Origin of the sequence: Thiorhodovibrio winogradskyi (assembly GCF_036208045.1) — a bacterium.
In the GTDB taxonomy this organism is placed as follows: domain Bacteria; phylum Pseudomonadota; class Gammaproteobacteria; order Chromatiales; family Chromatiaceae; genus Thiorhodovibrio; species Thiorhodovibrio winogradskyi.
The window spans coordinates 4842813-4862727 of sequence record NZ_CP121472.1 but is presented as its reverse complement, the minus strand read 5'-3'; the positions used below and the strand labels follow the sequence as shown (position 1 = coordinate 4862727).

Here is a 19915-nt window from a genome sequence, read left to right as displayed (position 1 = left end):
GACTTACCCAAGTCCCATCATCCCCAGCAACTCGTCACTTTGCATGACATGACAATAAATGCGATTGATGATCGCAAGCTCGGCGCGGTGCAGCTCATCGGTACCGGCGGCGCAGCAGTCATCGAGCACGATGACATTGAAGCTTTCATCGGCCAGGCTGCGCACGGTCGAGGAAACGCACTGATCGGTGTAGATCCCGCCCACCACCAGATGACGAATTCCCATGTTGGCCAGCACCAGGCGCAGGTTGGTGCCTGTCATCGCGCTGTCGCCGGTTTTGGTGATGACGATTTCATCCTCGATCGGCGCCAGTTCGGGAATGATCTGCGACTCCAAACTGCTTTTTGGCATCAGCAGATTGTTCCAGCCCGGCATCTTCTGGCTGAGCGAGCGATCACGCCCGTCGTTGAGCAGGCAGGCGATACGCGCATGAATCACGTCGATGCCGTGATCGCGAAACGACCGTTGCAGGGTCTTTAAGCGCGGGATCACGGTCCCACGCATGCGCTGATGAAACGGCTCCCAGCGCGCGCGCTCCGCCGGATCCTGGTGCTCGGCCAGGCCGTAGTTCTGCACGTCGATGCACAGCAAGGCGGTCTCGCGCCAGGGCAGCGTCATGTCCTCGGGCTCGGGTGCGTTCTGGTAATAAAAAGAGCGGTGCGCGGTTTTCCAGTTCATGGTGGAACCTCTTTTACAATTAGGCTTGATCGGTCCTCAGACGCCCCGGCGTCGCGCATTCGCAGCCAGGCGCTCATGCCACTCCGGCGGGCAAACGGCGAGCCGATTCCTGCTGATCTTAATGTGCCAGATTGCCCGCAAGCCGTCATCCTCGCGACCGGAAGCCGGCGAGCCGAGACTCCTGGCGCGTCTTCCCTCCCGCGCGACTGCCTCTGGCAAGCAGCTTGTCGAGGTGAAACCGGCGAAGGCTTTGCGCTCGCTTTGGCTCAAAGCCGGCGGCCCAGGGTGTTGACGTCACTGGCTCGCGGGGTATCCAGGAAGTCGCGAACATTCAGATGCGCGCGGATTTTTTCGGTAGTTGATCAATTTCGGAACTGAGGGGGCTCACGTGGCCGGGGACTACGACCAGCATGCGTTTTGCTATCGGTCCCCTCGTCCCTACGAGACCTGGGAAGCACTGGCACAGGATAACAACACCCGGTTAGTGGTCCCAACCAATGCGACTGACTCAGGTCAGTGACACAGGTCCCTACGCTGAGAGGACTGAAGCACGTGACAACCAACCTGAAGCGTTTCACACTGAAGGCGCGCGAGGAACTGCGCACGCGGTTCACCTCCCTGATGGGATTGCTGTTTGATCCCGAGGGGCTGCGCGAGAGCTTCGGACGCGAGAACGGAACCCCTGATTGAACACAGGGCGCCCGGAGTTGAAGGGGTTTAGAAGGAGGAATATGCCAAGGGCCGGCTCCTATGGCTTTCGCCCCGGTCGCAGTGCGCATGATGCGCTACGTCGGGTTGCGGAGGTGATTACCCACGAACGGACGTTGCGGGGTGGTCGAAGCTGACATCAAAGCTTTCTTCGACCACGTCTCCCACGCCCACCTGCTACGCTTTCTGGAGATGCGTGAGCGCTTGGCCAAATTCGATCTGGAGATCGAGCCGAGCAAGACGGCGCTGCTGCAATTTGGCAGCGCCCTTTTGACATCAAGAGGGCTCGGACGCCAGCGGGCGCAATGCCATGGACCACGCACTTTCAGCTTCCTTGGCTTCACCCACTATGTGGGCCGGTTAAGTGGCTGAACCGGCGAAGTCAGAAGCGTTCTATGAACTGGAAACAGTTCTCAACGTATAAACGAAGCTTGACCTAAACGCGGACAAGTTCCAGGCTTACTCTCCGGCTCAAACCTCGGCTCGAGTTGGGCGAAATCATTCCAGTCCGGGCGCTGGCTTGGGCAAATCGTCCTAGTTCCTAGGCTGCCGATCCGGATAAAGGGGCGGCAAATCGCCTTGCGCGTCCTTGACCGGCGTATCCGCTGAAGCCAAGGCCGGGCGCACCGAGTCCCAAAAACCAGTTCCCGACCAGCTTGCTCCGGGCGGCGCGTAAAGCGCCCGTTCCAGTTCGCTGATGGCCGCTGCCGCCGTGGCATGGGATTGAGGTGCATCGGTTCCCTGCGTGCCTTCTGTCAGGCGCCGCGCCAGTATACTGAGGTTCAGGGGTGGATCATCCGGCCAGATCGCCCGGCCTAGGGCCAGCAGCGCTTCGGCCGTGGTCCCTGGTTGATGTTGCTCGGCGCCCTGGCGCACTGCCTCGCGCAGCACGCTCAGGCGCGGTGGCACGGCGGGCTTGGCTGGACCCGATGCGGTGGTGGTCGCAACCGCGCCCGTCAGTCCACGCTTGCGCATGGCCATCATGGTCAGCACCCCGGCGGCGGCTAGCGCCAGCAGAGCCAGCAGCGCCGCGAGCAGCAGGCCAAGCCCCTGACCGCTGTCGTTGCCGCTCTCGCTTGTTGGCGTGGCGGCCTGGCCCTTGGCCTCTAGCCCCCGGTCCGCGCGTGCCGGCGCATCTGGCTGCGCCTCAAGTGCCTCCTTTGCGACAACATCTGGCGTCACCGGCGCCCGCGCACCGGCCGCTGCGGCGACCTCAAGGCGAAGGCTCGGCACCAGGGTCTCGCGTTCGCGCTGGGCCGTGATGTCCCACCAGCGCACCCGCAGCGCTGGCAGCTCCAGGGCGCCGGGCCGGGTCGGGATCAGGGTCATGGATTGCCGGCTGACGGCGAAGACCGCCTGACCGTCGGTGCGGGTCTCATGCTCGCTCGGCTCGCGATAGGCGCGCACGCTGTCCGGTACCTGCGTGTCGATATCCGGAATCTGGCTGCCAGCCAGGCCCTTGGCGGTCAGGGTCAGGGTGCGGGTGGCTGGCTCGCCGACGCGCAGGCTTGGTGGCGATGCCGCCCAGGAGTCCGTCACTGTCAGCGCCTCGGCCGGCAGCCAGTCGGAACCAGCAAAGTCTTCCGGCCGCGCGGTCACTTCCAGCGTCAGCGCCCGGCTTTGCGCCCGCACCGGCTGTCCGGGCTCGAACATCGATAGTGGAGAGGTGGCAAAATTGCTCGCGAAGGGAAAATCCTCGAACATGCGATCAAGGCGCGAGCGCTGGCTTCCGCCGCCCGCGCCACCCTGATTGGAACCCTGATTGGAACCCTGATTGGAACCGGGCGAGAGTTCTCCCTCGAACACCACTGGCGGTATGCGCAACTCGCTGCTGCGCTCCGGGCTTAGGCTGTAGCGACGCTCGATCACCTGATAGTCGCGCCCATTGCGGTTGGCACTGTAGCGCTGATCCGGCCCCAGGCGCTCAAGCATCGCGCCCTCGGCGCGCGGATCGCTCAGGCTACCGCCGCGCAAGGGCAAGGCGCTATACAGGCGCACGACGAGCGGCAGTTGCTGTTGCACCATCACCGGCGCATCGGTCGCGGTGCCGGCGGGGCGTTCCAATTCCAGCTCGACAAAGACATCGTCACCCGGGTTGCCAAGGGCGCTCTCGGGCAATGCGCTCACCCGCACCCGCATGGGCCGGGTGGATTCGTTTCCAATCGCCAGCGCCGGAATGCGCAACTCCCCCAGCCGCTTGGGCTGCAAACGAATGCGCCACTGCTGACTGCTGCTGGAACGCCCATTGATGATGCTGATCTGCGAGCCGCGGCTGGTCCCCAGGATGTCGAAATCCTGTTCCAGCACGGCCAGATCCGGCTCGGCCGCCTGGCCTTGGCCACTGGCCTCAAGGGTCAGGGTCAGCACATCGCCTTCATAGAGCTGTTGGCGATCAAGCGTGGCGGTGACGGCGGCGCTGGCCAGGGCAGGGCAGAGCAGGGCCAGGGTAAACAGCAGCGCATATCCCACCGGGCTTCTCATGGGTTGCCTAATCATTCCAATGTCCCTCTGCAAAAAATGCGTGACCGGATGGCTCCTCTTGTGGCATGGGGCGACCAAGATACAGGTCGTGCCATGGGGCAAGGCCTATCACCAAGGCTCCCCAGCCGCGACATTCTGCTCCGGGCCGACGCGCTGGCTGTATTGGTAGAGAAACTTGCGCCGCAGCAGCCCGGCTGGGTCATCCGGAATGCGCCTGAGCCATTGCTCGGCGGCGGCGCGGGCTTCTCGTTCCTCGGGTGTTCCCTCGGCGGTCTGACTGGCGGTTGCTGCTTGCTGCCGGTCTTGTTCTTTCTCGGCTTCAGCCTCAGCCTCAGCCTCAGCCTTTGCTTTGGCTTCGGCGGCTTGCGCGGCCTCGCGATAATCCTCGGCGGCCTGCTGCTCGGCTTGGCGGTCACGTCCGGGTTCTATCTCGTTGTTGCTTGCTTGCTGGTTGCTGCTGTCCGTCTCGCGGCCATCACCGGATGGCCGAGGCTGTTCTTGGTCAGATGACTGGGAATCTTGTGGTGACTCGGAATCCTGTTCACCATTCTCTGACGACTGGTTGTCTGATGATTTGGGCTCGGATTGCTCATTTCGCGCCTGGTTGTCATCCGAGGATTCGCCATCCTGGGGCTGACCGTCCTGGCTTTGACCGGACTGGTTCTGACTTTGCTCCTGATTCTCGTCCTGGTTCTGGCTCTGGCTCTGGCTCCGATCAGGTGACTCCTCACCCGACTCGCCATCCTCGTTATCCTCTTGGTCTTGCTGCTGGTCTTGCTGCTGCTGTTGCTGCTCTTGTTGTCGTTGTTCAAGCAACTTTTTGACCTGGGCGTGATTGTGGCGCGCGTCCTGGTGCACTCCCTGCAAGGCCAATGCCTCCTCATAGGCCGCGAGCGCGTCCTCGAGTTCGCCTGCCCGGGCCAGGGCGTTACCGCGATTGTAGTGGTCAGTGGCGGTCTCGCCGGCGGAAAAGTCCTCGGCGGCGGCTTGATAATCGCCGGCGCGATAGGCGGCGGTGCCGCGGCGTTGGGGGTCGGGCGCCAGTTCGCGCGCGCGCTCGGGCTCCCCTTGCGCCAGGGCCTGAGCCGCCTGCTGATCGCGCCGCAGCCAGAGATCATCCCAACCCAAGGCGTGCGCCGGGTCGGCGGGTGCCATCACTAGCATGGAGCCGATCAGTAGCGGCAAGCTGACCAACAGCCAGCCACGCCGAAACGCCAAGGCGGCGAGCGGCAACAGTGCCAGCGCGACCCAGGGGCCGAGCGGATACCAAGCCTGGATCTGGCTCTCGGTGAGCTCCGCCGGTAGGTTGCCTCCGGTGTCGGGCGCGCTAAGCACGGAGTTGAGATCAAGATCATCCGAGGTCAGTCCGGCGTAGCTGCCGCCGCCGGCCCGTGCCAGCGCGCGCAGAGCCTCGGCATCCAGTTTGGTAATCACCGGCCCATCGGCACGACGCACGCCGGGCACGGGCGCGCCCTCGGCGGTGCCGACGCCGATGACCGCGAGGCGATGGCCCTGGGCTTTCAGCGCCTCGGCGGCGGCGCGGGCGCGTTGGTCACCGGCATCGTCGCTGATCAGTACCACCTCGCCCTTGGTCGCGCCGGACTGCTCGAGCAGGGCACCGGCGCGCTTCAGGGCCAGATCGGGGCGGCTGCCGGGCACCGGCATGATCTCGGTTTGCAGGGCTTCGAGCATGGCGAGGATGGTGTCGGCATCCTGGGTCAGGGGGGCGACCGTGAAGGCATCGCCGGCAAAGGCGATCAGACCCACTCGCCCGTCGCGCACGCGCGCCAGAATATCGGCCACCTTGTAGCGCGCGCGCGCCAGACGACTGGGCGTCAGGTCGGCGGCCTCCATGGAGCGAGACAGGTCCAACACCACGACGCGATCTCGGCCGCCGCTGAAGGTCGGCACCGGCTTGCGCTCAAAGGTGGGGTTGGCCAGCGCCAACACGGCAATCAGCCAGCCGAGCGCGAGCAGCACCAGCGGCAGACGCGCGGCCAGAGGGTTGAGCTTGGCGGGTTGCAGCGTCAGCACCGGCAGCAGACGGGCGTCAATCACTCGCCGCCAGGCGCTGCTGGCGTTGCTCTGGTCGGTGGCGCCGAACCACAGGATGGGCGCCAGCGGCAGCAGGGCGAGCAGCCACCAGGGATTCAGGAAATGGAAGTCGCTTGGCATATCGGGTTTGCAATCATTTAAATAGTCGGGAATTGGTGCCTGTTGAGTGGTCGTTACAGTATTGCCGTGAAACAGCACCTTCATCGTCCGAGGTGGTGCCGGCGCCGAGGGCCTCAGGTTGACCCGAGTAAACGGCGGACATCATCCTGACTCATGCCAGTTTTTCGGCGATTACCGTGTCGTCAGCAATGACATCGAGCAGGCTCCGGGCGATGCGCTCGCGCTCTGTCCGCCGCCCTTCGTCTTGCCCTTCCTCGCGCCCAAGCTTACGCCCAAGCTTACGCACTTGCAGCAGACCAACGCCGTAGGAGGATTGAAACATGCTTGCTTGCTGGTGCAGGTCGTCTTGGTGGCGCTCATAGGCGCGGCGTTCGCTGTCCGGGAGTTTCAGCACGTCGAGTTCATCCTTGGCTTGTTGCAATCCACGGGCAGTGAAGTCGCTAATCCGCAGGCGGTCCATATTCGCCAGCAGGGTGTCGATCATGGTGTTGCCGACGAAGTGGATGCGCGCCTCCACCTCCTCGGCCTTGCACAGGTTGGCATTGGCAAACTCACTGGTGGTGAAGAATCAGTTGGTGATGCTTTCAGTCACCATGCGGTTGATCTCCTCAGGCATGCTCCAGTCGCCTGAGCGGATACCACCATCCACATATTCAACCGGGATGCTGAGTTGGTCGAAAAAAGCCCCCGCTAGTCGGTTTTGAACGCACCGCCGGCTTGACCGCAGAGGGTCTCGCATTTAGATAAGCAATCCAGACAATGGTGTCCGGGAGCTACATCAGTGTTTCGCGCAAATTCAAATTTTTAAGCGGGGGTGGCGGTGTTTAAAGGATCCGGGCGGGGCGCATGCCCCGACCGGCTTGGCAGTCGATTCAAGCTTTGCGGTTGTTCGCTATTCGGAAAGGTCGGTGGTCAAAACAATACAGTCAATTTCGTTGATCATCTTGCCCTCCTTAATGGATGAGACATAATGAAGTAAGGCGCATTTTGTCCGGTTTCCATGAACCACACTGTTTTGACTTGAGGATTTCGCCCGTCCGGGGTTAGCAGGGGTCCATCCGTTGCGCAGGGCCTGCACGATGAAGCTGGAGACCACCGGGCCGTCGTTGGCGCTGAATCTCTATCGGCGCGGCCGGCTTCAGCCGCCGAAGGAAAACACTGCTGGCACCTAGTGTGTGTCCGATCCACCTGCGTGGCCTGATCCTAGCTCGCCAGATGGTAGTGCACTCAAGCCCGCACGATATGCGCTGCCGGCTCCCGATAACGCCCGCGGGTATCGACGATCAGCGGGGCATGGGCCTTGATCAGCTCGTAATCAAAGCGATCATGATCGGTTGCCAGCAGCACGCAATCGGTCGCGGCGAGGGTCTCGGGGGTCAGCGGGACCGACGCAAGATCGAAATCGTGCTTGCGCATCGGCAGGAAGCGTGGCACGTGCGGATCCGAGTAGCTGATCGCGGCGCCCTTGGCCTCGAGCCGCTCCATCAGGATCATCGAGGGCGATTCGCGCCGATCATCGACGTTCTTTTTGTAGGCGATGCCGAGCACTAGGATGCGGCTGCCCTTGATGGCCTTGCCGCGCTCATTGAGCGCATCGGCAACCTTGCCGACCACCCACTCGGGCATGGCGGCGTTGACCTCGCCGGCGAGCTCGATGAAGCGGGTATTCAGGCCATACTCACGCGCCTTCCAGGTCAAATAGAAAGGGTCGATCGGGATGCAGTGGCCGCCAAGGCCGGGACCAGGGTAGTAAGGCGTGAAGCCGAACGGCTTGGTCGCCGCGGCGCGGATGACCTCGTGGATATCGATGCCCATGCGGTCGCAGACGATCTTCAGCTCATTGACCAGGCCGATGTTGACCGCGCGGTGGATGTTCTCCAGGAGCTTGGTCATTTCGGCGGCGCGCGTGGAACTCAGCGTGACCACCTCATCGATCACCTGCCCGTAGAGGGCCTGACCGACCCGAGTGCAGGCCGGCGTCACTCCGCCGAGCACCTTCGGAATGCTGCGAGTGGTGAACGTCGGGTTGCCAGGGTCTTCGCGCTCGGGCGAGAAGACCAGAAAGACATCCTCGCCGACCTTGAGCCCGGTGGATTCCAAGCGGGGCTTGAGGACCTCCTCGGTGGTGCCGGGCCAGGTGGTGCTCTCCAGGGAAACGACCTGCCCGGCGCGCAGGTGCGGCACGATGGCCTCCGTGGTGTTGATGACGTAGCTCAGATCTGGCTCGCGGTATTGGTTCAGTGGCGTCGGCACGCAGAGGATCAGCGCATCGCATGCGCGCGCGCGGCTGAAGTCAGTGGTGGCGCTGAAGCCCTGCTCCAGGGCCTGGCCGATGGCCTCGGCACGGATGTGCTCGATGTAGCTGCGACCCGCCATCAGGGCCTCGACCTTGGCGGCGTCAATGTCGAGGCCGAGTACCGGGTAGCCGACCTCACTGAAGCGCAGCATGAGCGGCAGGCCCACGTAGCCGAGCCCGAGAATGCCGATTTGGGCCTCGCGGTTGTTCAGACGGTCAATGAGTTTCATGGGAGATTCCTGTGTTTGAAAAAACTCACGCGCCAACGGATGGGGGCACCAACGGGCAAGCGCAGCACGCCGCAAGCCTCCTCGATGCTGGCCTTAGCCTGCGGATGCAGATGAAAGCGCGCCACGGCCGAGCGAACCTCGCTCTCAATCCGATCACTCACCACCAAGCGATCTTCCGCCAACTGCCAGTGGCGCCGATGCACCGGTCGTCCCGGCAACCGCCGATAACCATCATGCGCCGCCGAGACCAACAACGGGGACACTTTGAAGCGCTCGAGGTCATCAAAAACCTGGTACGTCCCCATTTCACCCTGTTGCCAACATGCGCGGCAGCACCTCGCTGTAGATGGGATTTGCCACCTCGATGCCGCCGCCATCGACCTGACGGAGCAGGCCCAGGTCGGTGAGGTACTCGAGATCCGTCACCGGTACCGGGCCTAAGGCCGTGCCGGCGAGCATCGGCTCGATGATGCGCCGCACCCGCTCCTCGCGCAGCTTGTCGTCGAGCTGATCGAGATGGGTGACGCGGTTGAGGATCAACTGCTCCTTGGCCTGCTCGATCATCTCCCGGTCGATCGGATGCTGGCGATCCCGTCCTTCGGGGCGCTCGAAGCAGGCCTCATAGGCCAGGGCATTGACCAGCCAAGGCTGGCCCTGGGTCAGCGCCCAGACCCGCTCGATCGCCTCGGGGGTGAAGACCTGCCCGGTCTCGGTGGTATGTTCCGCCAACAGTGCCCGCACCTCGGCAGGGCTAAAGTCGCCCAGACGCAAAGACTTGGCCTTGATGTTAAAGGCGCTGCCGCCGGTAATGACCTCGGGCTCGGAGCGGGCATGGATGCGGTAGTCGCGCAGATCGCGCACGCCACAGAGGATGACCGTCTGCGGAAAGCGCGCCGGGCGTTGCGGATAGCCGGCGCGCAGTTGGCGCAACAGCGAGATCAGGGTATCGCCGATCAGGGCGTCGACCTCGTCGAGGAGCAGGATCAGGGGGCGGGGATCGGATGACGACCAGTGTTCCAGCAACATCGCGACCCGATCACCAGGCGCCACGCGATCGCCCTGTTGGTGCAGCCAGTGCTCGGGCTCCTGTTCTTCCGTGGACTGCCGCGCGGCGCGACCCAGCACGCTACATAGGGTCGCCATGCCTTGCGCAATGTCCTCACGCGCGGCCTGCACCGCCTCGATATTGGCATAGACCGCGCGATACCTCCCGTCCTGATTCAGCGCATCCATCAGCGCCAGCAGACAGGTGGTCTTGCCGGTCTGGCGCGGGGCGTGGAGCAGGAAATATTTCTTCTGCGCGATCAGCGTCAAGATCGCGTCCAGATCCCAGCGCGCCAGTGGCGGCAGGGTGTAGTGGTCGGCGGCCCGGTTAGGACCCTCGGTGTTGAAAAAGCGCATCATGAGCACTCGGTTTCCGCTGCGGGGCGATTACCTGCGTTGGCCGCTGAGTGACTGTGTCAGGTGTCAGGGCTTGGTGCTGATCATCCTCTCATAAGGCTGAGGATCTCGGTCAGGTCCGTAACTCGCCCATTGGCGACCGGTGCTTGCCCCGGCTGGCCGGTTGATGAAAGGCGCGCCAATAGAGATCTTCGCGGGCCAGCACATCATAGAGGGCGTCCTTGTGGGCATCGGCGAAACTGCGCAGCGATTGACGGGCGAATAGCGCAATACTCTCGCGCCCAACCCACACCCAGATCAACAGCAGATAGATGATCCGCGATGCTTGCAGACCACTGCGCTTGTGAAAGCCAAGCTTGGTGAGCAGCCTGGAGAGTCCCAGGCTGCGCCTACCATCCATGATGCCGCTTTTAATTACTAAACAAAGACTTGATTCAATAGGGGCGCGATTATTGAACCCCGAAACGTGAGGAGGAAATCACCAAAGTCTTTTCGGTAAGGCGCAAAATAAGCCATCAAATCGGCAAGTCGCTCCTCGGGCGAAACGGCGCGATCTTCGGTTGCATAACGGCTCTTCAGATAGCCGATGAAATCGAGCACTTCGGCGCGCTGCGTCTCGAGCAGGCTGATGACTTCCTGCTTGATGAGATCAAGGGCATTCATGATGGCATCCGATTCGGTTCAGTGTGAATCAAAGGTACGGGATGCGAACCCTGCTTGGCTACCTGGCTATCCGCGCGCTTCGTCCAGCACCGCCTGTCTCTTCTTTCACAGGCGGGCCTGGTCCTGATGGTGCAGGAACCAGTGGTAGGTCTGGCGTATGCCCTCGGCCAGGTCGATGCGGGCGCTCCAGCCGAGGGCGTTCAGGCGGGTGACGTCGAGCCGTTTTTGTGGGGGGCCGTCGGGGTGGCTGGGGTCGAAGACGAGTTGGCCCTGGAAGCCGACGATGTCGGCGACCAGGTGGGCGAGGTCGGCGATGGTGAGGTCGACGCCGGTGCCGACGTTGAGGTGTGAGCAGCGCGGGTCGACCTGGGTGCGCCAGGTGTCGGTGTCAAGATTCATGACATGCAGGCAGGCGGCGGCCATGTCGTCGACGTGCAGGAGTTCGCGGCGTGGGGCGCCGCTGCCCCAGACGCTGACGGTGGGGGCGGCGTCGAGTGTGGCTTGGTGGAAGCGGCGGATCAGGGCGGGCAGGACGTGGCTGTTGGCCAGGTCGAAGTTGTCGCCGGGGCCGTAGAGGTTGGTCGGCATGACGCAGCGAAAATCGGTGCCGTATTGGCGGTTGTAGGATTCGCAGAGTTTGAGGCCGGCGATGTAGATCGAGGCGGAAGACGGTTGGCTAGACATGCGCAAGGATCCTTGTATTCACACCCGAGTCATCACGCGGGGCGTGAGGCTTCGGGCGGTCATGGTGGGGATGGCGGCCGGTTCGGGAGTGCGAAGTGTTCACTCATGGCGCCAGAATTGCGAGAGTTTGCTCAGGTTCTTCCAGGCCAGGGTGCCGAGTCCGCCCACGTCGTGGCGGCGCAGGGCGCGATAATCTTCGCGGCTCTTGCGCAGGATGTGCGACAGGGAGCAGGAATGAGGCCGCCGCCGCGGCCCCTGCAGCCGGCCATCGCGCACCCGCAGCCAACTGCCCGCCGGCAGCGCACGCACGCCGCGCAGTGCCGTCCAAGGCTCGGGCAGGGTGCCGAACAGATAGAACCCGGCCAGCGCCGCCGTCTCCGGCGAGCCGTCGATCACCCCGCCGGCGCGCAACGCCTGCATCTGAGAGGCCAGCCGCAGCGTGCGCCCATCATCGGCGTAATACAGCGGCTTGATCGGCAGTGCGAGCGCCTCAGGGGCACGTCCAAAACCGCTAACTGGAGCGGATCTTCGCTAACAGATCGATGGAGACCCGGTAGCCAAAATCCGACATCTCCCGAATGCATTCTTCCGCGCTATGGATCAGCCCGCGCCGTTCCGCCATATCGAGCAGCCGAACCGATCCGACAATATTCAGCCCCTTTGCGCAGCGCACAGCGCCTCGCAAGCCGCTTGACTCGACGGGCGCCTCCAGCCAAGCTTGATCAACCGAATCCAGTCCGAAAAAGGTATGTATCCATGCATGAATCCATCCTCAGCCTGGGTGAGTTCAGGGCCGACGCCAGCCGACTGCTCGATCAAATCCGCGACGAGCCGAGCCGGATCGTCCTGACCCAAAACGGCCGCGCACGAGCGGTCGTCGAAGACTACGAATCGTATCAGCGTCGTGAGCAAGCGCTTGTGATGCTCCGGCTCATGGCGCAAGGGGAGGCAGACGCACGCGCGGGAAGGCTAACCGATCAAGGGCACGTCTTCACGGCGCTACGCGAGCGTTTGCAGGGTAGGTCGTCGTCCAATGCGTGAGCGTCCAGTCCGCTGGGCCGAGACCGCCCGTGTCGACCTGGAGGGCATTGTCGATTTCATCGCCGAGGACTCCGTTGAAAACGCCGTCGCGGTGCTCGAGCGCTTAGAGGAGCGGGCCGAGGCACTTCGCATTGCCGCCGAGCGTGGGCGCGTGGTGCCGGAGTTGCAAGCGGTGGATGTCCTGCAGTACCGCGAACTCATCGAGCGGCCCTGGCGGATCATTTATCGAATCGAGCCGGACCAGGTCGTCGTGCTAGCAGTGCTCGACGGTCGACGCCACCTAGGCTCGCTCCTCTTGGAGCGGCTGGTCCGAGACTAGCCATCGCGTCCTCCACACTCACCCTCACGGCTTGCGCGCAAAACACACCTTGCTATTTCACAACCACGGCGCACGCCCGAAGTACGCAAACTCGATCTGCCCAAACCCGCTGCCCTTCATCAGCGCAGCCAGCGTGCGCGTGCTGAAGAACTTGATGTGCCCACCGTCCCACAACGGATTACAGCCGATTGCTTTGCTGGTCGACCGTCTGCAGCCTCCCGGTGCCGTCCACATGGGTCACCGCCGGTAGGCGCTCGCGCCATTCTGGGCGGATCTTCACTACATGCTGCATGAAGGGGCTATCGACCGTCTGCTCGAAGTAGGTCGGCACAGTCTCCTTCTCGAGGATGCCGGCCAGCGCGTTGCGAAAGGCCAGCTCGGTCTTCCCATTTGCGGGTCTGCAGCGCCGTCGCATCCGGCACGTACCGCAGCGGGCTCATGGGCATCTCGATCACCTCGAAATCCGTCGGCGCCGGCACCACGCGCAGGCCCGCTTGCTCGAATCGCGCGCTTCGTTTGAAGCCTCATGGATCGAGAGGCATCGGGTTTCACAGGCGGGCCTGATCCTGATGGTGCAGGAACCAATGGTAGGTCTGGCGTATGCCCTCGGCCAGGTCGATGCGGGCGCGCCAGCCAAGGGCGTTCAGGCGGGTGACGTCGAGCCGTTTTTGTGGGGGGCCGTCGGGGTGGCTGGGGTCGAAGACGAGTTGGCCCTGGAAGCCGACGATGTCGGCGACCAGGTGGGCGAGGTCGGCGATGGTGAGGTCGACGCCGGTGCCGACGTTGAGGTGTGAGCAGCGCGGTATAGTGGACCCCAATTTTAGGACACTAAATTAAGTTAGTTTTGCCTCATCTGAAGAGACTTGTAAAGACTTGGAGAGAGCAGATGAGTGAGAGACAACGCAAGACCTTCAGTGCCGCTTTCAAGGCCAAAGTAGGCTTGGAAGCGGTACGCGGAGTGAAGACGACTAACGAGATTGCGCAGGATCACGGGGTTCATCCGGTCCAAGTAGGCCAGTGGAAGAAAGCCATCGTGGCGGACGCCGGCAAGCTGTTCGAAGGCCGGCGCGGGCGCAAGAAAGTGGACGACAGTGGCGACGAAGAGCGACTCTACAGCGAGATCGGGCGGTTGAAAATGGAGCTGGACTGGCTGAAAAAAAAGTCCGGGGTGAGCCTGTGAGCGTGCGTCGCGGGTGGATCGACATGGGCGGCCTTGATGATGGCGGGTTAGCGGTCAGTCGCCAATGTGCGCTGCTTGGCGTACATCGCTCTGGAGTGTATGCACACCGCCATGATCGTATTGCCGAGCCGAGCGAACTGGATCAAAAGTTGTTGCGGCTGATTGATGCGGAATACACCAAGAGACCATTTTATGGGAGTCGACGCATGGTTGTGATGCTGCGCGCACAAGGCTATGCGGTCAGTCGCAAACGCGTTCAGCGTCTCATGGGCGTTTTAGGTTTAGCCGGCATGTTGCCTGGGCCTCATACAAGCAAGCCGCATCCTGAGCACAAAATCTACCCCTACTTGTTGCGTGGGCTGGCCATTGTACGGCCCAACCACGTCTGGAGCAGTGACATCACCTATGTGCGACTCGCGCATGGATTTGCCTACCTGGTGGCCATCATCGACTGGTACTCACGACGAGTCCTTTCTTGGAGATTGTCGAACACAATGGACACGGGCTTTTGCATCGATTGCTTGGAGGATGCGCTGCGCCACCATGGCCGCCCGGAGATCTTCAACACCGACCAGGGCGCGCAGTTTACCAGCCTCGCCTTCACCCAGGTGTTGCGTGACGCCGAGGTGGCCATCAGCATGGATGGGCGCGGCAGAGCCCTGGACAACGTCTTCGTCGAGCGTCTGTGGCGCAGCGTCAAATGGGAGGACATTTACCCCAAGGGCTATGAGACGCTCACAGAGCTGTTCATGGGCCTCTCGGCGTATTTCCCCTTCTACAACGGTGAACGCCCTCACCAGGGGCTTGGCTACCGAACGCCGGACGATGTGCATGTGAGCGGCAAAGGAGGTGGTGTCGTGGTTGCTGATCACTTTGGCGATCACCCGCCAGCGGAGTCGTCGGCTCCGCTACGCTCCGCCGACGACTCCGCTGGCGAAGAACTGGGGCAGCGCCAATCCGCTGCGACTGAACTGGGCGCGCTAACTTAAATTCGGGGGAAAACTGTCCTTGACATGGGGTCCACCTCACAGGTCGACCTGGGTGCGCCAGGTGTCGGTGTCAAGATTCATGACATGCAGGCAGGCGGCGGCCATGTCGTCGACGTGCAGGAGTTCGCGGCGTGGAGCGCCGCTGCCCCAGACGGTGACGGTGGGGGCGGCGTCGAGTGTGGCTTGGTGGAAGCGGCGGATCAGGGCGGGCAGGACGTGGCTGTTGGCCAGGTCGAAGTGTCGCCGGGGCCGTAGAGGTTGGTCGGCATGACGCAGCGAAAATCGGTGCCGTATTGGCGGTTGTAGGATTCGCAGAGTTTGATGCCGGCGATGTAGATCGAGGCGGAAGACGGTTGGCTAGACATGCGCAAGGATCCTTGTATTCACACCCGAGTCATCACGCGGGGCGTGAGGCTTCGGGCGGTCATGGTGGGGATAGCGGCCGGTTCGGGAGTGCGAAGTGTTCACTCATGGCGCCAGAATTGCGAGAGTTTGCTCAGGTTCTTCCAGGCCAGGGTGCCGAGTCCGCCCACGTCGTGGCGGCGCAGGGCGCGATAATCTTCGCGGCTCTTGCGCAGGATGTGCGACAGGGAGCGGTTGCTGGCACCGCCGAGGCGCATTCTGACCAGGACTTCGGGGATATAGGCCAGGCGGAGGCGTCCGCGCGCCAGGTAGCGCAGCATGGCGTCGTAGTCGGCGGCGATGCGAAAGTCGGTGTCGAAGCCGCCCCAGTGTTCGATGACGGAGCGGCGCAGGTAGAGTGTCAGGTGGGGGGCATCCAGCCGCGCGCGAGTCGTTTGGGGTGGTAGTCGCCGGCACGCCAGCGGCGCACGAGCCGCGTGGGGTCGGTGTTGGAGACGTAGTCCAGGTCGCCATAGACGCCGTCGATCCGGGGGTCGGCGAAGGCGTGGGCGATCGAGCCGCAATCGACTTCATACCCGAATCCCCAGCACCCGTTCGATGGCCGTGCGCACCTCCCAGCCGTTCTCGCTCATCGCCCGCTTGACCTCCGCGAGCCCGAAAAGCAGCAGAATCGCTGCGACTCGCACGGGCACGGAGATCGCTTGCGGCAGTGAGCGCGGACAATTTTTCCGCCACCGCGCTGGCAATGAATTAATCGATGGAGACACCGTCCAAATCGGCCATCTCCTGGAGGTGGCGTTGAATCGAGTTGGGAAGATTCAAATTGAAGTTTGTCATGACAGGTTCTCTAACAGCGAGCGTTTCAATTCTGAAACTCAGTGCCTGCCGCGAGGTTGCTCTCTCTGCGCTGGATTCCGGCTTCCCGGCCGGAATGACAGAGGCAAGCTTGGCCCGGTTATCCGGCCGAAGAAGACAGCAACGCATCAAAATACGCAATCGTCGGCCGCAACCCCTCGCGCAGCGCCACCTTGGGCGCCCAGCCCAACTGCTTGCGCGCCAGGGCGATGTCCGGCTGGCGCTGCTTGGGATCATTCTGCGGCAGCGGCTCATACACCAGCGGCGAGCGCGAGCCGGTCAGCTCCTTCACCGCCTCAGCCAGCTCGATCATGGTGAACTCGCCGGGGTTGCCGAGGTTGACCGGGCCGGTTAGGTCATCCGGGCTGTCCATCAGCCGCACGAAGCCTTCGATCAGGTCGTCGACGTAGCAGAACGAGCGCGTCTGCTCACCATCGCCGTAGAGGGTGATGGGTTCATTGCGCAGGGCTTGGACGATGAAGTTGGAGACCACGCGCCCATCGTTCGGATGCATGCGCGGGCCGTCGATGTTGAAGATGCGCGCCACCTTGATGCGCAGCCCATGCTGGCGACGGTCATCAAAGCAGAGCGTCTCGGCGCAGCGCTTACCCTCGTCATAGCAGGAGCGCGGGCCGATGGGGTTGACGTTGCCCCAATAGTCCTCGGTCTGCGGATGGATGCTCGGGTCGCCGTAGACCTCGCTGGTCGAGGCCTGAAAGCGCTTCGCCTTCACCCGCTTGGCCTGATCCCAAGAAGGCCCGAGCATGTTAATCGCCCCATGCACGCTGGTCTTGGTGGTCTGTACCGGATCACGCTGGTAGTGGATAGGCGAGGCCGGACAGGCCAGGTTGTAGATCGCGTCCACCTCCACGTACAGCCGAAAGGTCACATCGTGGCGCACCGGCTCGAAGTAGGGGTTGTCGAGCAGGTGGGCGCCGACGTCAAGCAGGGTTCTCCTTGGTGCCGGTGAAGAAGTTATCGACGCAGAGCACGTCATGGCCGTCGGCGAGCAGACGCTAGCAGAGGTGGCTGCCGAGAAAGCCGGCACTGCCGGTGACCAGGATGCGTTTTCTGCGAGCGACATTCATGTGCTGCTGTCCATCCATCCTCGCATCCATCAAAAGCCCACCTCTTTCTGGTGGCGTACCGCCAGAATCGTCACGACTTGCCGGTCGGCACGGTAGCGGGCTACATAGCCGCTATCCCCGAAATCGATGATCCAATCCCGGAATGCGTCGTCCATGTCCTCAACAGGTCGCCCCACCCCTGGCTGTTGTGCCAGCAGCCTGACGCCTTCGCGGATGGTCTTCACGGCCCTCTTGGCGGCGTCCGGGCTCTTGGGGACAAGAAAGCGATAGAGGCGCTGCACATCGAGCAGCGCCTCAGGCGACCAGATCAACCGCGGCATGGCGGTGGATCAATGTCGTTACCCTGTTGAAGCTGATCCAGCCAAGCATCCGCTTCTGCGGCGCTCAGGTGCAACCCAGTCGCTCGATAGGCCTCCCAAGCCTTGAGCGCATCCTGACGAAACGCCTCCCGCTTCTCTTCACGCTCCACGTACTGAGTGATCGCCTCGCGCATCATCCAATGCGGTGTACGCTGACGTGCCTCGGCCAAGCGATTTAGACGAGCTTTCATCTCTTCATCGACCTTGATCGAAACGGGACGACTGGCAGCAGCAGTCATGGTAGCCTCCACTAAAGCGAAACGCGGTATGACCTTACACTACCGCCGAGTCCGATGCGATTGACGATGAATCTTCACCCGTTGAAGAATTCCGGCTTACCGGCCGCAATGACCAACTCCTGCGTCGCCCCGGCCGGAAAGCCGTGACCCAGGCCTAGACCGCCACCCCAGTACGCAGCTGAAACGAGCGCGCTGTGCTGACCCGCTCCGCCAGCCGCTCCGGATCGCGCACATAGAGCGTATTCCCTTGTCCCGAGCGCTGCCCATGCAACGGGCGCAAGCGCCGTTCGCCAGGTTCATAGCGGCAGGTCTGAAAGCCGCGCTGCAAGAGCGACTGATGCAGCACGTCCTCGTCAAACCCGTACCGGGCACCGCTGCCGTTCAGCTCCATGATCACGGCCAGCAGCCCTGGCGCAGCGAGCCTGCGCTCGGCGCCGGCGAGGACCTCGGTCTCATAGCCCTCGACATCGCTCTTGAGCGATGCCAAAAGACTCATGATGCGATGGCCGATTCGCCCTGCAACAACGCGTCGAAGTAAGCAATCGTCGGCCGCAACTGTACCGGATCACGCTGGTAGTGGATGGGCGAGGCTGGACAGGCCAGGTTGTAGATCGCGTCCACCTCCACATAGAGCGGGAAGGTGACATCGTGGCGCATCAGCTCGAAGTACGGGTTATCCAGCAGATGGGCGATGTTGTCCTTGGTGCCGGTGAAGAAGTTGCCCAGGCAGAGCACATCGTGGCCATCGGCAAGCAGAGGCTCGCACAGATGCGAGCCGAGAAAGCCGGCGCCGCCGGTGACCAGGATGCATTTCTGAGGGCGTAGTTCATGGGTTTTCGTCCGATGCTTCCGATGAGGATCTTGCCGCTGCTGCCTCGCCAGCGCAGGCAGCTCAATCAGCTTGGCTTCCGGTTCAGGGAGAGACCGCGCGCGAGTCGGCCCGCAGTCGCCGCTCACAACATTTTGCCCGCACTTGAGCGATATGGCTCGCGCGAATCTGGCAGGCGATCAGCCCCGGCCGGCCTTCCAGAAAACCCAGCCGCAGCACATAGTGATAGCCAAACCACAGCCACTGCTCGAACGGCAGGCGAATGATCAGCGCTTTGATCCAACGCCGACGTTCCTACGAATTGCCCAATAGCCGCGGCTGGATGGTGTCTTCACCATAGCGACCCGGGGTCAGGAACTGATCGCGCACCCGCGCCTCCCAGGTCGAATACTTGTTGTCGCGCGCAATGTAGGCCTCCAGCCCCTTGAGGTCCTCATGGATCAGCGGCGTTTCGAGCCGCCCGATCCGCCCCTGCACCACCACGCGCTCATGGAACTCCATGTCGAGGCTGTCCGCTGCATCGTCGAACAGGCGCTCAAAATGTCCTCGCCCAATGCGCAACAGCAGCACCGCGGCATGCGAAAAGCCGCCGTGGCGCAGCCGCCGCCCCATGAAGTGGAAGCCTTTGCGGATCAGATACGCCTCGCAGGCATCCGGGCGATGAACCACCGCCGCCATCTCCTCCCAGAGCGCCTCGGGCACCACTTCATCGGCGTCAAGAAAAAACACCCAGGGCGTGTCGATGGCAAGCGTCTCCAGCGCCCATTGCCGTTTCTTTGGGATACTGCCGCCAAAGCGCTCAGAGATGCTTTCTCGTGTTCGATGGATTTCTTCGATGACTAAATCAGGCCCTCTATGTGTCATCGCTCAATAACTCCTCTGGTGTGCATATGACCGGGATGAGAATTCCTTGCCTTGCAAGCAGATCGTGAATCCGCGGAAGTATCTTGGCATTCGCGATGTGCTTGCAATTCCACGTTAGCAGATACTGTATCTCGTGATGTGAAACAGCCGCGATATGCAGAGCATCAACCTGTGCTTTTTCAGGTAGGACTCCAAGCGACATGATCTCATCAGCAAGCGTCACAATTTCAGGTGCATGTGGCAATAGCGCAATACCATCAAGTAACTGCATACGTTCTGCCGCAAGCGCAGGATCGCCGGCCGAAGCTTCATCAACCACGTATTGAGAAATCACAAGCTCATACTGACTTCGCTCTTCATGCCATCAGCGATGTGTCAGCAGTTGCCGTGCCGCTGTTACGATTTGGCTACTCGGCCTCTGCCGCAAGTAGCTGACGATGGATGCTTCAACGTAAACCGTGTTCATGTCACCA

The 19915-nt window shown here is 62.4% G+C and carries 23 protein-coding genes and 7 pseudogenes; 5 read left to right on the top strand and 25 right to left on the bottom strand.

What is annotated here, in order from left to right:
- Nucleotides 1–3: 3 nt before the first annotated feature.
- A complete protein-coding gene (locus Thiowin_RS22490) occupies nt 4–678 on the bottom strand; it encodes a cysteine hydrolase family protein (protein ID WP_328985200.1) in 675 nt (224 codons plus the stop codon).
- A gap of 552 nt (nt 679–1230) precedes the next feature.
- Between Thiowin_RS22490 and Thiowin_RS22485 the strand changes: the two genes are divergently transcribed.
- Nucleotides 1231–1368 carry a hypothetical protein gene (locus Thiowin_RS22485; protein ID WP_328985199.1) on the top strand — a complete coding sequence of 46 codons (138 nt, stop codon included), beginning with the start codon at nt 1231–1233 and terminating at the stop codon, nt 1366–1368.
- A 141-nt stretch (nt 1369–1509) separates the two neighbouring features.
- Nucleotides 1510–1758 (top strand): hypothetical protein, encoded by a 249-nt coding sequence (locus Thiowin_RS22480; RefSeq protein WP_328985198.1) that lies wholly within the window; start codon nt 1510–1512, stop codon nt 1756–1758.
- A gap of 162 nt (nt 1759–1920) precedes the next feature.
- On the opposite strand, the gene Thiowin_RS22475 is transcribed toward Thiowin_RS22480, so the two are convergent.
- The 12 genes and pseudogenes from Thiowin_RS22475 to Thiowin_RS25510 form a co-directional block, all read right to left on the bottom strand.
- Nucleotides 1921–3867: a BatD family protein gene (locus Thiowin_RS22475; RefSeq protein WP_328985197.1), complete on the bottom strand. Its 1947-nt coding sequence runs from the start codon at nt 3865–3867 to the stop codon at nt 1921–1923.
- 108 nt (nt 3868–3975) lie between these two features.
- Nucleotides 3976–6042: a VWA domain-containing protein gene (locus Thiowin_RS22470; RefSeq protein ID WP_328985196.1), complete on the bottom strand. Its 2067-nt coding sequence runs from the start codon at nt 6040–6042 to the stop codon at nt 3976–3978.
- A 151-nt stretch (nt 6043–6193) separates the two neighbouring features.
- A pseudogene (locus Thiowin_RS22465) lies at nt 6194–6715 on the bottom strand (UDP-N-acetylglucosamine 2-epimerase); the annotation flags it as partial.
- A gap of 266 nt (nt 6716–6981) precedes the next feature.
- A complete protein-coding gene (locus Thiowin_RS25515; RefSeq protein WP_408034247.1) occupies nt 6982–7053 on the bottom strand; it encodes a hypothetical protein in 72 nt (23 codons plus the stop codon).
- Nucleotides 7054–7269: 216 nt separating this feature from the next.
- Complete coding sequence (locus tag Thiowin_RS22460; protein ID WP_328985194.1) at nt 7270–8568, bottom strand: nucleotide sugar dehydrogenase; 1299 nt, start codon at nt 8566–8568, stop codon at nt 7270–7272.
- Complete coding sequence (locus Thiowin_RS22455) at nt 8565–8873, bottom strand: heparinase II/III domain-containing protein (RefSeq protein WP_328985193.1); 309 nt, start codon at nt 8871–8873, stop codon at nt 8565–8567. The genes Thiowin_RS22460 and Thiowin_RS22455 overlap by 4 nt, the downstream gene beginning before the upstream one ends.
- Before the next feature lie 4 nt (nt 8874–8877).
- Nucleotides 8878–9969 (bottom strand): annotated as a pseudogene (locus tag Thiowin_RS22450) (AAA family ATPase); the annotation flags it as partial.
- A 112-nt stretch (nt 9970–10081) separates the two neighbouring features.
- On the bottom strand, nt 10082–10369 hold the full coding sequence (locus Thiowin_RS22445; RefSeq protein ID WP_328985190.1) for a hypothetical protein: 288 nt from the start codon (nt 10367–10369) through the stop codon (nt 10082–10084).
- A gap of 17 nt (nt 10370–10386) precedes the next feature.
- Complete coding sequence (locus tag Thiowin_RS22440; RefSeq protein WP_328985189.1) at nt 10387–10632, bottom strand: hypothetical protein; 246 nt, start codon at nt 10630–10632, stop codon at nt 10387–10389.
- Between the two features lie 105 nt (nt 10633–10737).
- A pseudogene (locus Thiowin_RS22435) lies at nt 10738–11334 on the bottom strand (NAD-dependent epimerase/dehydratase family protein); the annotation flags it as partial.
- An 81-nt stretch (nt 11335–11415) separates the two neighbouring features.
- Nucleotides 11416–11736, bottom strand: a complete 321-nt coding sequence (locus Thiowin_RS22430) for a hypothetical protein (RefSeq protein ID WP_328985188.1) — start codon at nt 11734–11736, stop codon at nt 11416–11418.
- A 91-nt stretch (nt 11737–11827) separates the two neighbouring features.
- Complete coding sequence (locus tag Thiowin_RS25510; protein WP_408034246.1) at nt 11828–11938, bottom strand: DUF3368 domain-containing protein; 111 nt, start codon at nt 11936–11938, stop codon at nt 11828–11830.
- Nucleotides 11939–12072: 134 nt separating this feature from the next.
- Here Thiowin_RS25510 and Thiowin_RS22425 point away from each other — a divergent pair, with 134 nt between their 5' ends.
- Together Thiowin_RS22425 and Thiowin_RS22420 are read left to right on the top strand one after the other, a co-directional pair.
- Nucleotides 12073–12357, top strand: coding sequence for a type II toxin-antitoxin system Phd/YefM family antitoxin (locus tag Thiowin_RS22425; protein WP_328985187.1), 285 nt, complete (start codon nt 12073–12075; stop codon nt 12355–12357).
- A complete protein-coding gene (locus tag Thiowin_RS22420) occupies nt 12350–12676 on the top strand; it encodes a type II toxin-antitoxin system RelE/ParE family toxin (protein WP_328985186.1) in 327 nt (108 codons plus the stop codon). The genes Thiowin_RS22425 and Thiowin_RS22420 overlap by 8 nt, the downstream gene beginning before the upstream one ends.
- A 178-nt stretch (nt 12677–12854) precedes the next feature.
- Here the strand turns inward: Thiowin_RS22420 and Thiowin_RS22415 are convergent, their stop codons facing one another.
- Together Thiowin_RS22415 and Thiowin_RS22410 are read right to left on the bottom strand one after the other, a co-directional pair.
- Entirely contained in the window at nt 12855–13091 is a 237-nt protein-coding gene (locus Thiowin_RS22415) for a carbamoyltransferase C-terminal domain-containing protein (RefSeq protein ID WP_328985185.1), read from the bottom strand.
- A gap of 133 nt (nt 13092–13224) precedes the next feature.
- Entirely contained in the window at nt 13225–13494 is a 270-nt protein-coding gene (locus Thiowin_RS22410; RefSeq protein WP_408034122.1) for a Rossmann-fold NAD(P)-binding domain-containing protein, read from the bottom strand.
- Between the two features lie 68 nt (nt 13495–13562).
- On the opposite strand from Thiowin_RS22410, the pseudogene Thiowin_RS22405 reads away from it, so the two are divergent.
- Nucleotides 13563–14734: pseudogene (locus Thiowin_RS22405) on the top strand (IS3 family transposase); the annotation flags it as partial.
- A 168-nt stretch (nt 14735–14902) separates the two neighbouring features.
- On the opposite strand, the pseudogene Thiowin_RS22400 reads toward Thiowin_RS22405, so the two are convergent.
- The 10 genes and pseudogenes from Thiowin_RS22400 to Thiowin_RS22355 form a co-directional block, all read right to left on the bottom strand.
- Nucleotides 14903–15183: pseudogene (locus tag Thiowin_RS22400) on the bottom strand (NAD-dependent epimerase/dehydratase family protein); the annotation flags it as partial.
- A gap of 126 nt (nt 15184–15309) precedes the next feature.
- Nucleotides 15310–15771 carry a glycosyltransferase family protein gene (locus tag Thiowin_RS22395; RefSeq protein WP_328985184.1) on the bottom strand — a complete coding sequence of 154 codons (462 nt, stop codon included), beginning with the start codon at nt 15769–15771 and terminating at the stop codon, nt 15310–15312.
- Between the two features lie 6 nt (nt 15772–15777).
- Nucleotides 15778–15900 (bottom strand): hypothetical protein, encoded by a 123-nt coding sequence (locus tag Thiowin_RS22390; protein ID WP_328985183.1) that lies wholly within the window; start codon nt 15898–15900, stop codon nt 15778–15780.
- Between the two features lie 263 nt (nt 15901–16163).
- Nucleotides 16164–17151 (bottom strand): annotated as a pseudogene (locus tag Thiowin_RS22385) (UDP-glucuronic acid decarboxylase family protein).
- Nucleotides 17152–17180: 29 nt separating this feature from the next.
- The gene (locus Thiowin_RS22380; protein WP_328985182.1) at nt 17181–17471 is read right to left on the bottom strand and encodes a type II toxin-antitoxin system RelE/ParE family toxin; all 291 of its coding nucleotides are present in this window, start codon (nt 17469–17471) and stop codon (nt 17181–17183) included.
- Nucleotides 17459–17749 (bottom strand): CopG family ribbon-helix-helix protein, encoded by a 291-nt coding sequence (locus Thiowin_RS22375; RefSeq protein WP_328985181.1) that lies wholly within the window; start codon nt 17747–17749, stop codon nt 17459–17461. Before Thiowin_RS22375 ends, Thiowin_RS22380 begins: the two co-directional genes overlap by 13 nt.
- Before the next feature lie 154 nt (nt 17750–17903).
- Nucleotides 17904–18245, bottom strand: coding sequence for a class I SAM-dependent methyltransferase (locus Thiowin_RS22370; protein WP_328985180.1), 342 nt, complete (start codon nt 18243–18245; stop codon nt 17904–17906).
- 47 nt (nt 18246–18292) lie between these two features.
- Nucleotides 18293–18579 (bottom strand): annotated as a pseudogene (locus Thiowin_RS22365) (NAD-dependent epimerase/dehydratase family protein); the annotation flags it as partial.
- A 293-nt stretch (nt 18580–18872) separates the two neighbouring features.
- Nucleotides 18873–19442: a glycosyltransferase family protein gene (locus tag Thiowin_RS22360; RefSeq protein ID WP_328985179.1), complete on the bottom strand. Its 570-nt coding sequence runs from the start codon at nt 19440–19442 to the stop codon at nt 18873–18875.
- On the bottom strand, nt 19432–19761 hold the full coding sequence (locus Thiowin_RS22355) for a type II toxin-antitoxin system VapC family toxin (protein ID WP_328985178.1): 330 nt from the start codon (nt 19759–19761) through the stop codon (nt 19432–19434). The genes Thiowin_RS22360 and Thiowin_RS22355 overlap by 11 nt, the downstream gene beginning before the upstream one ends.
- Nucleotides 19762–19915 lie beyond the last annotated feature (154 nt).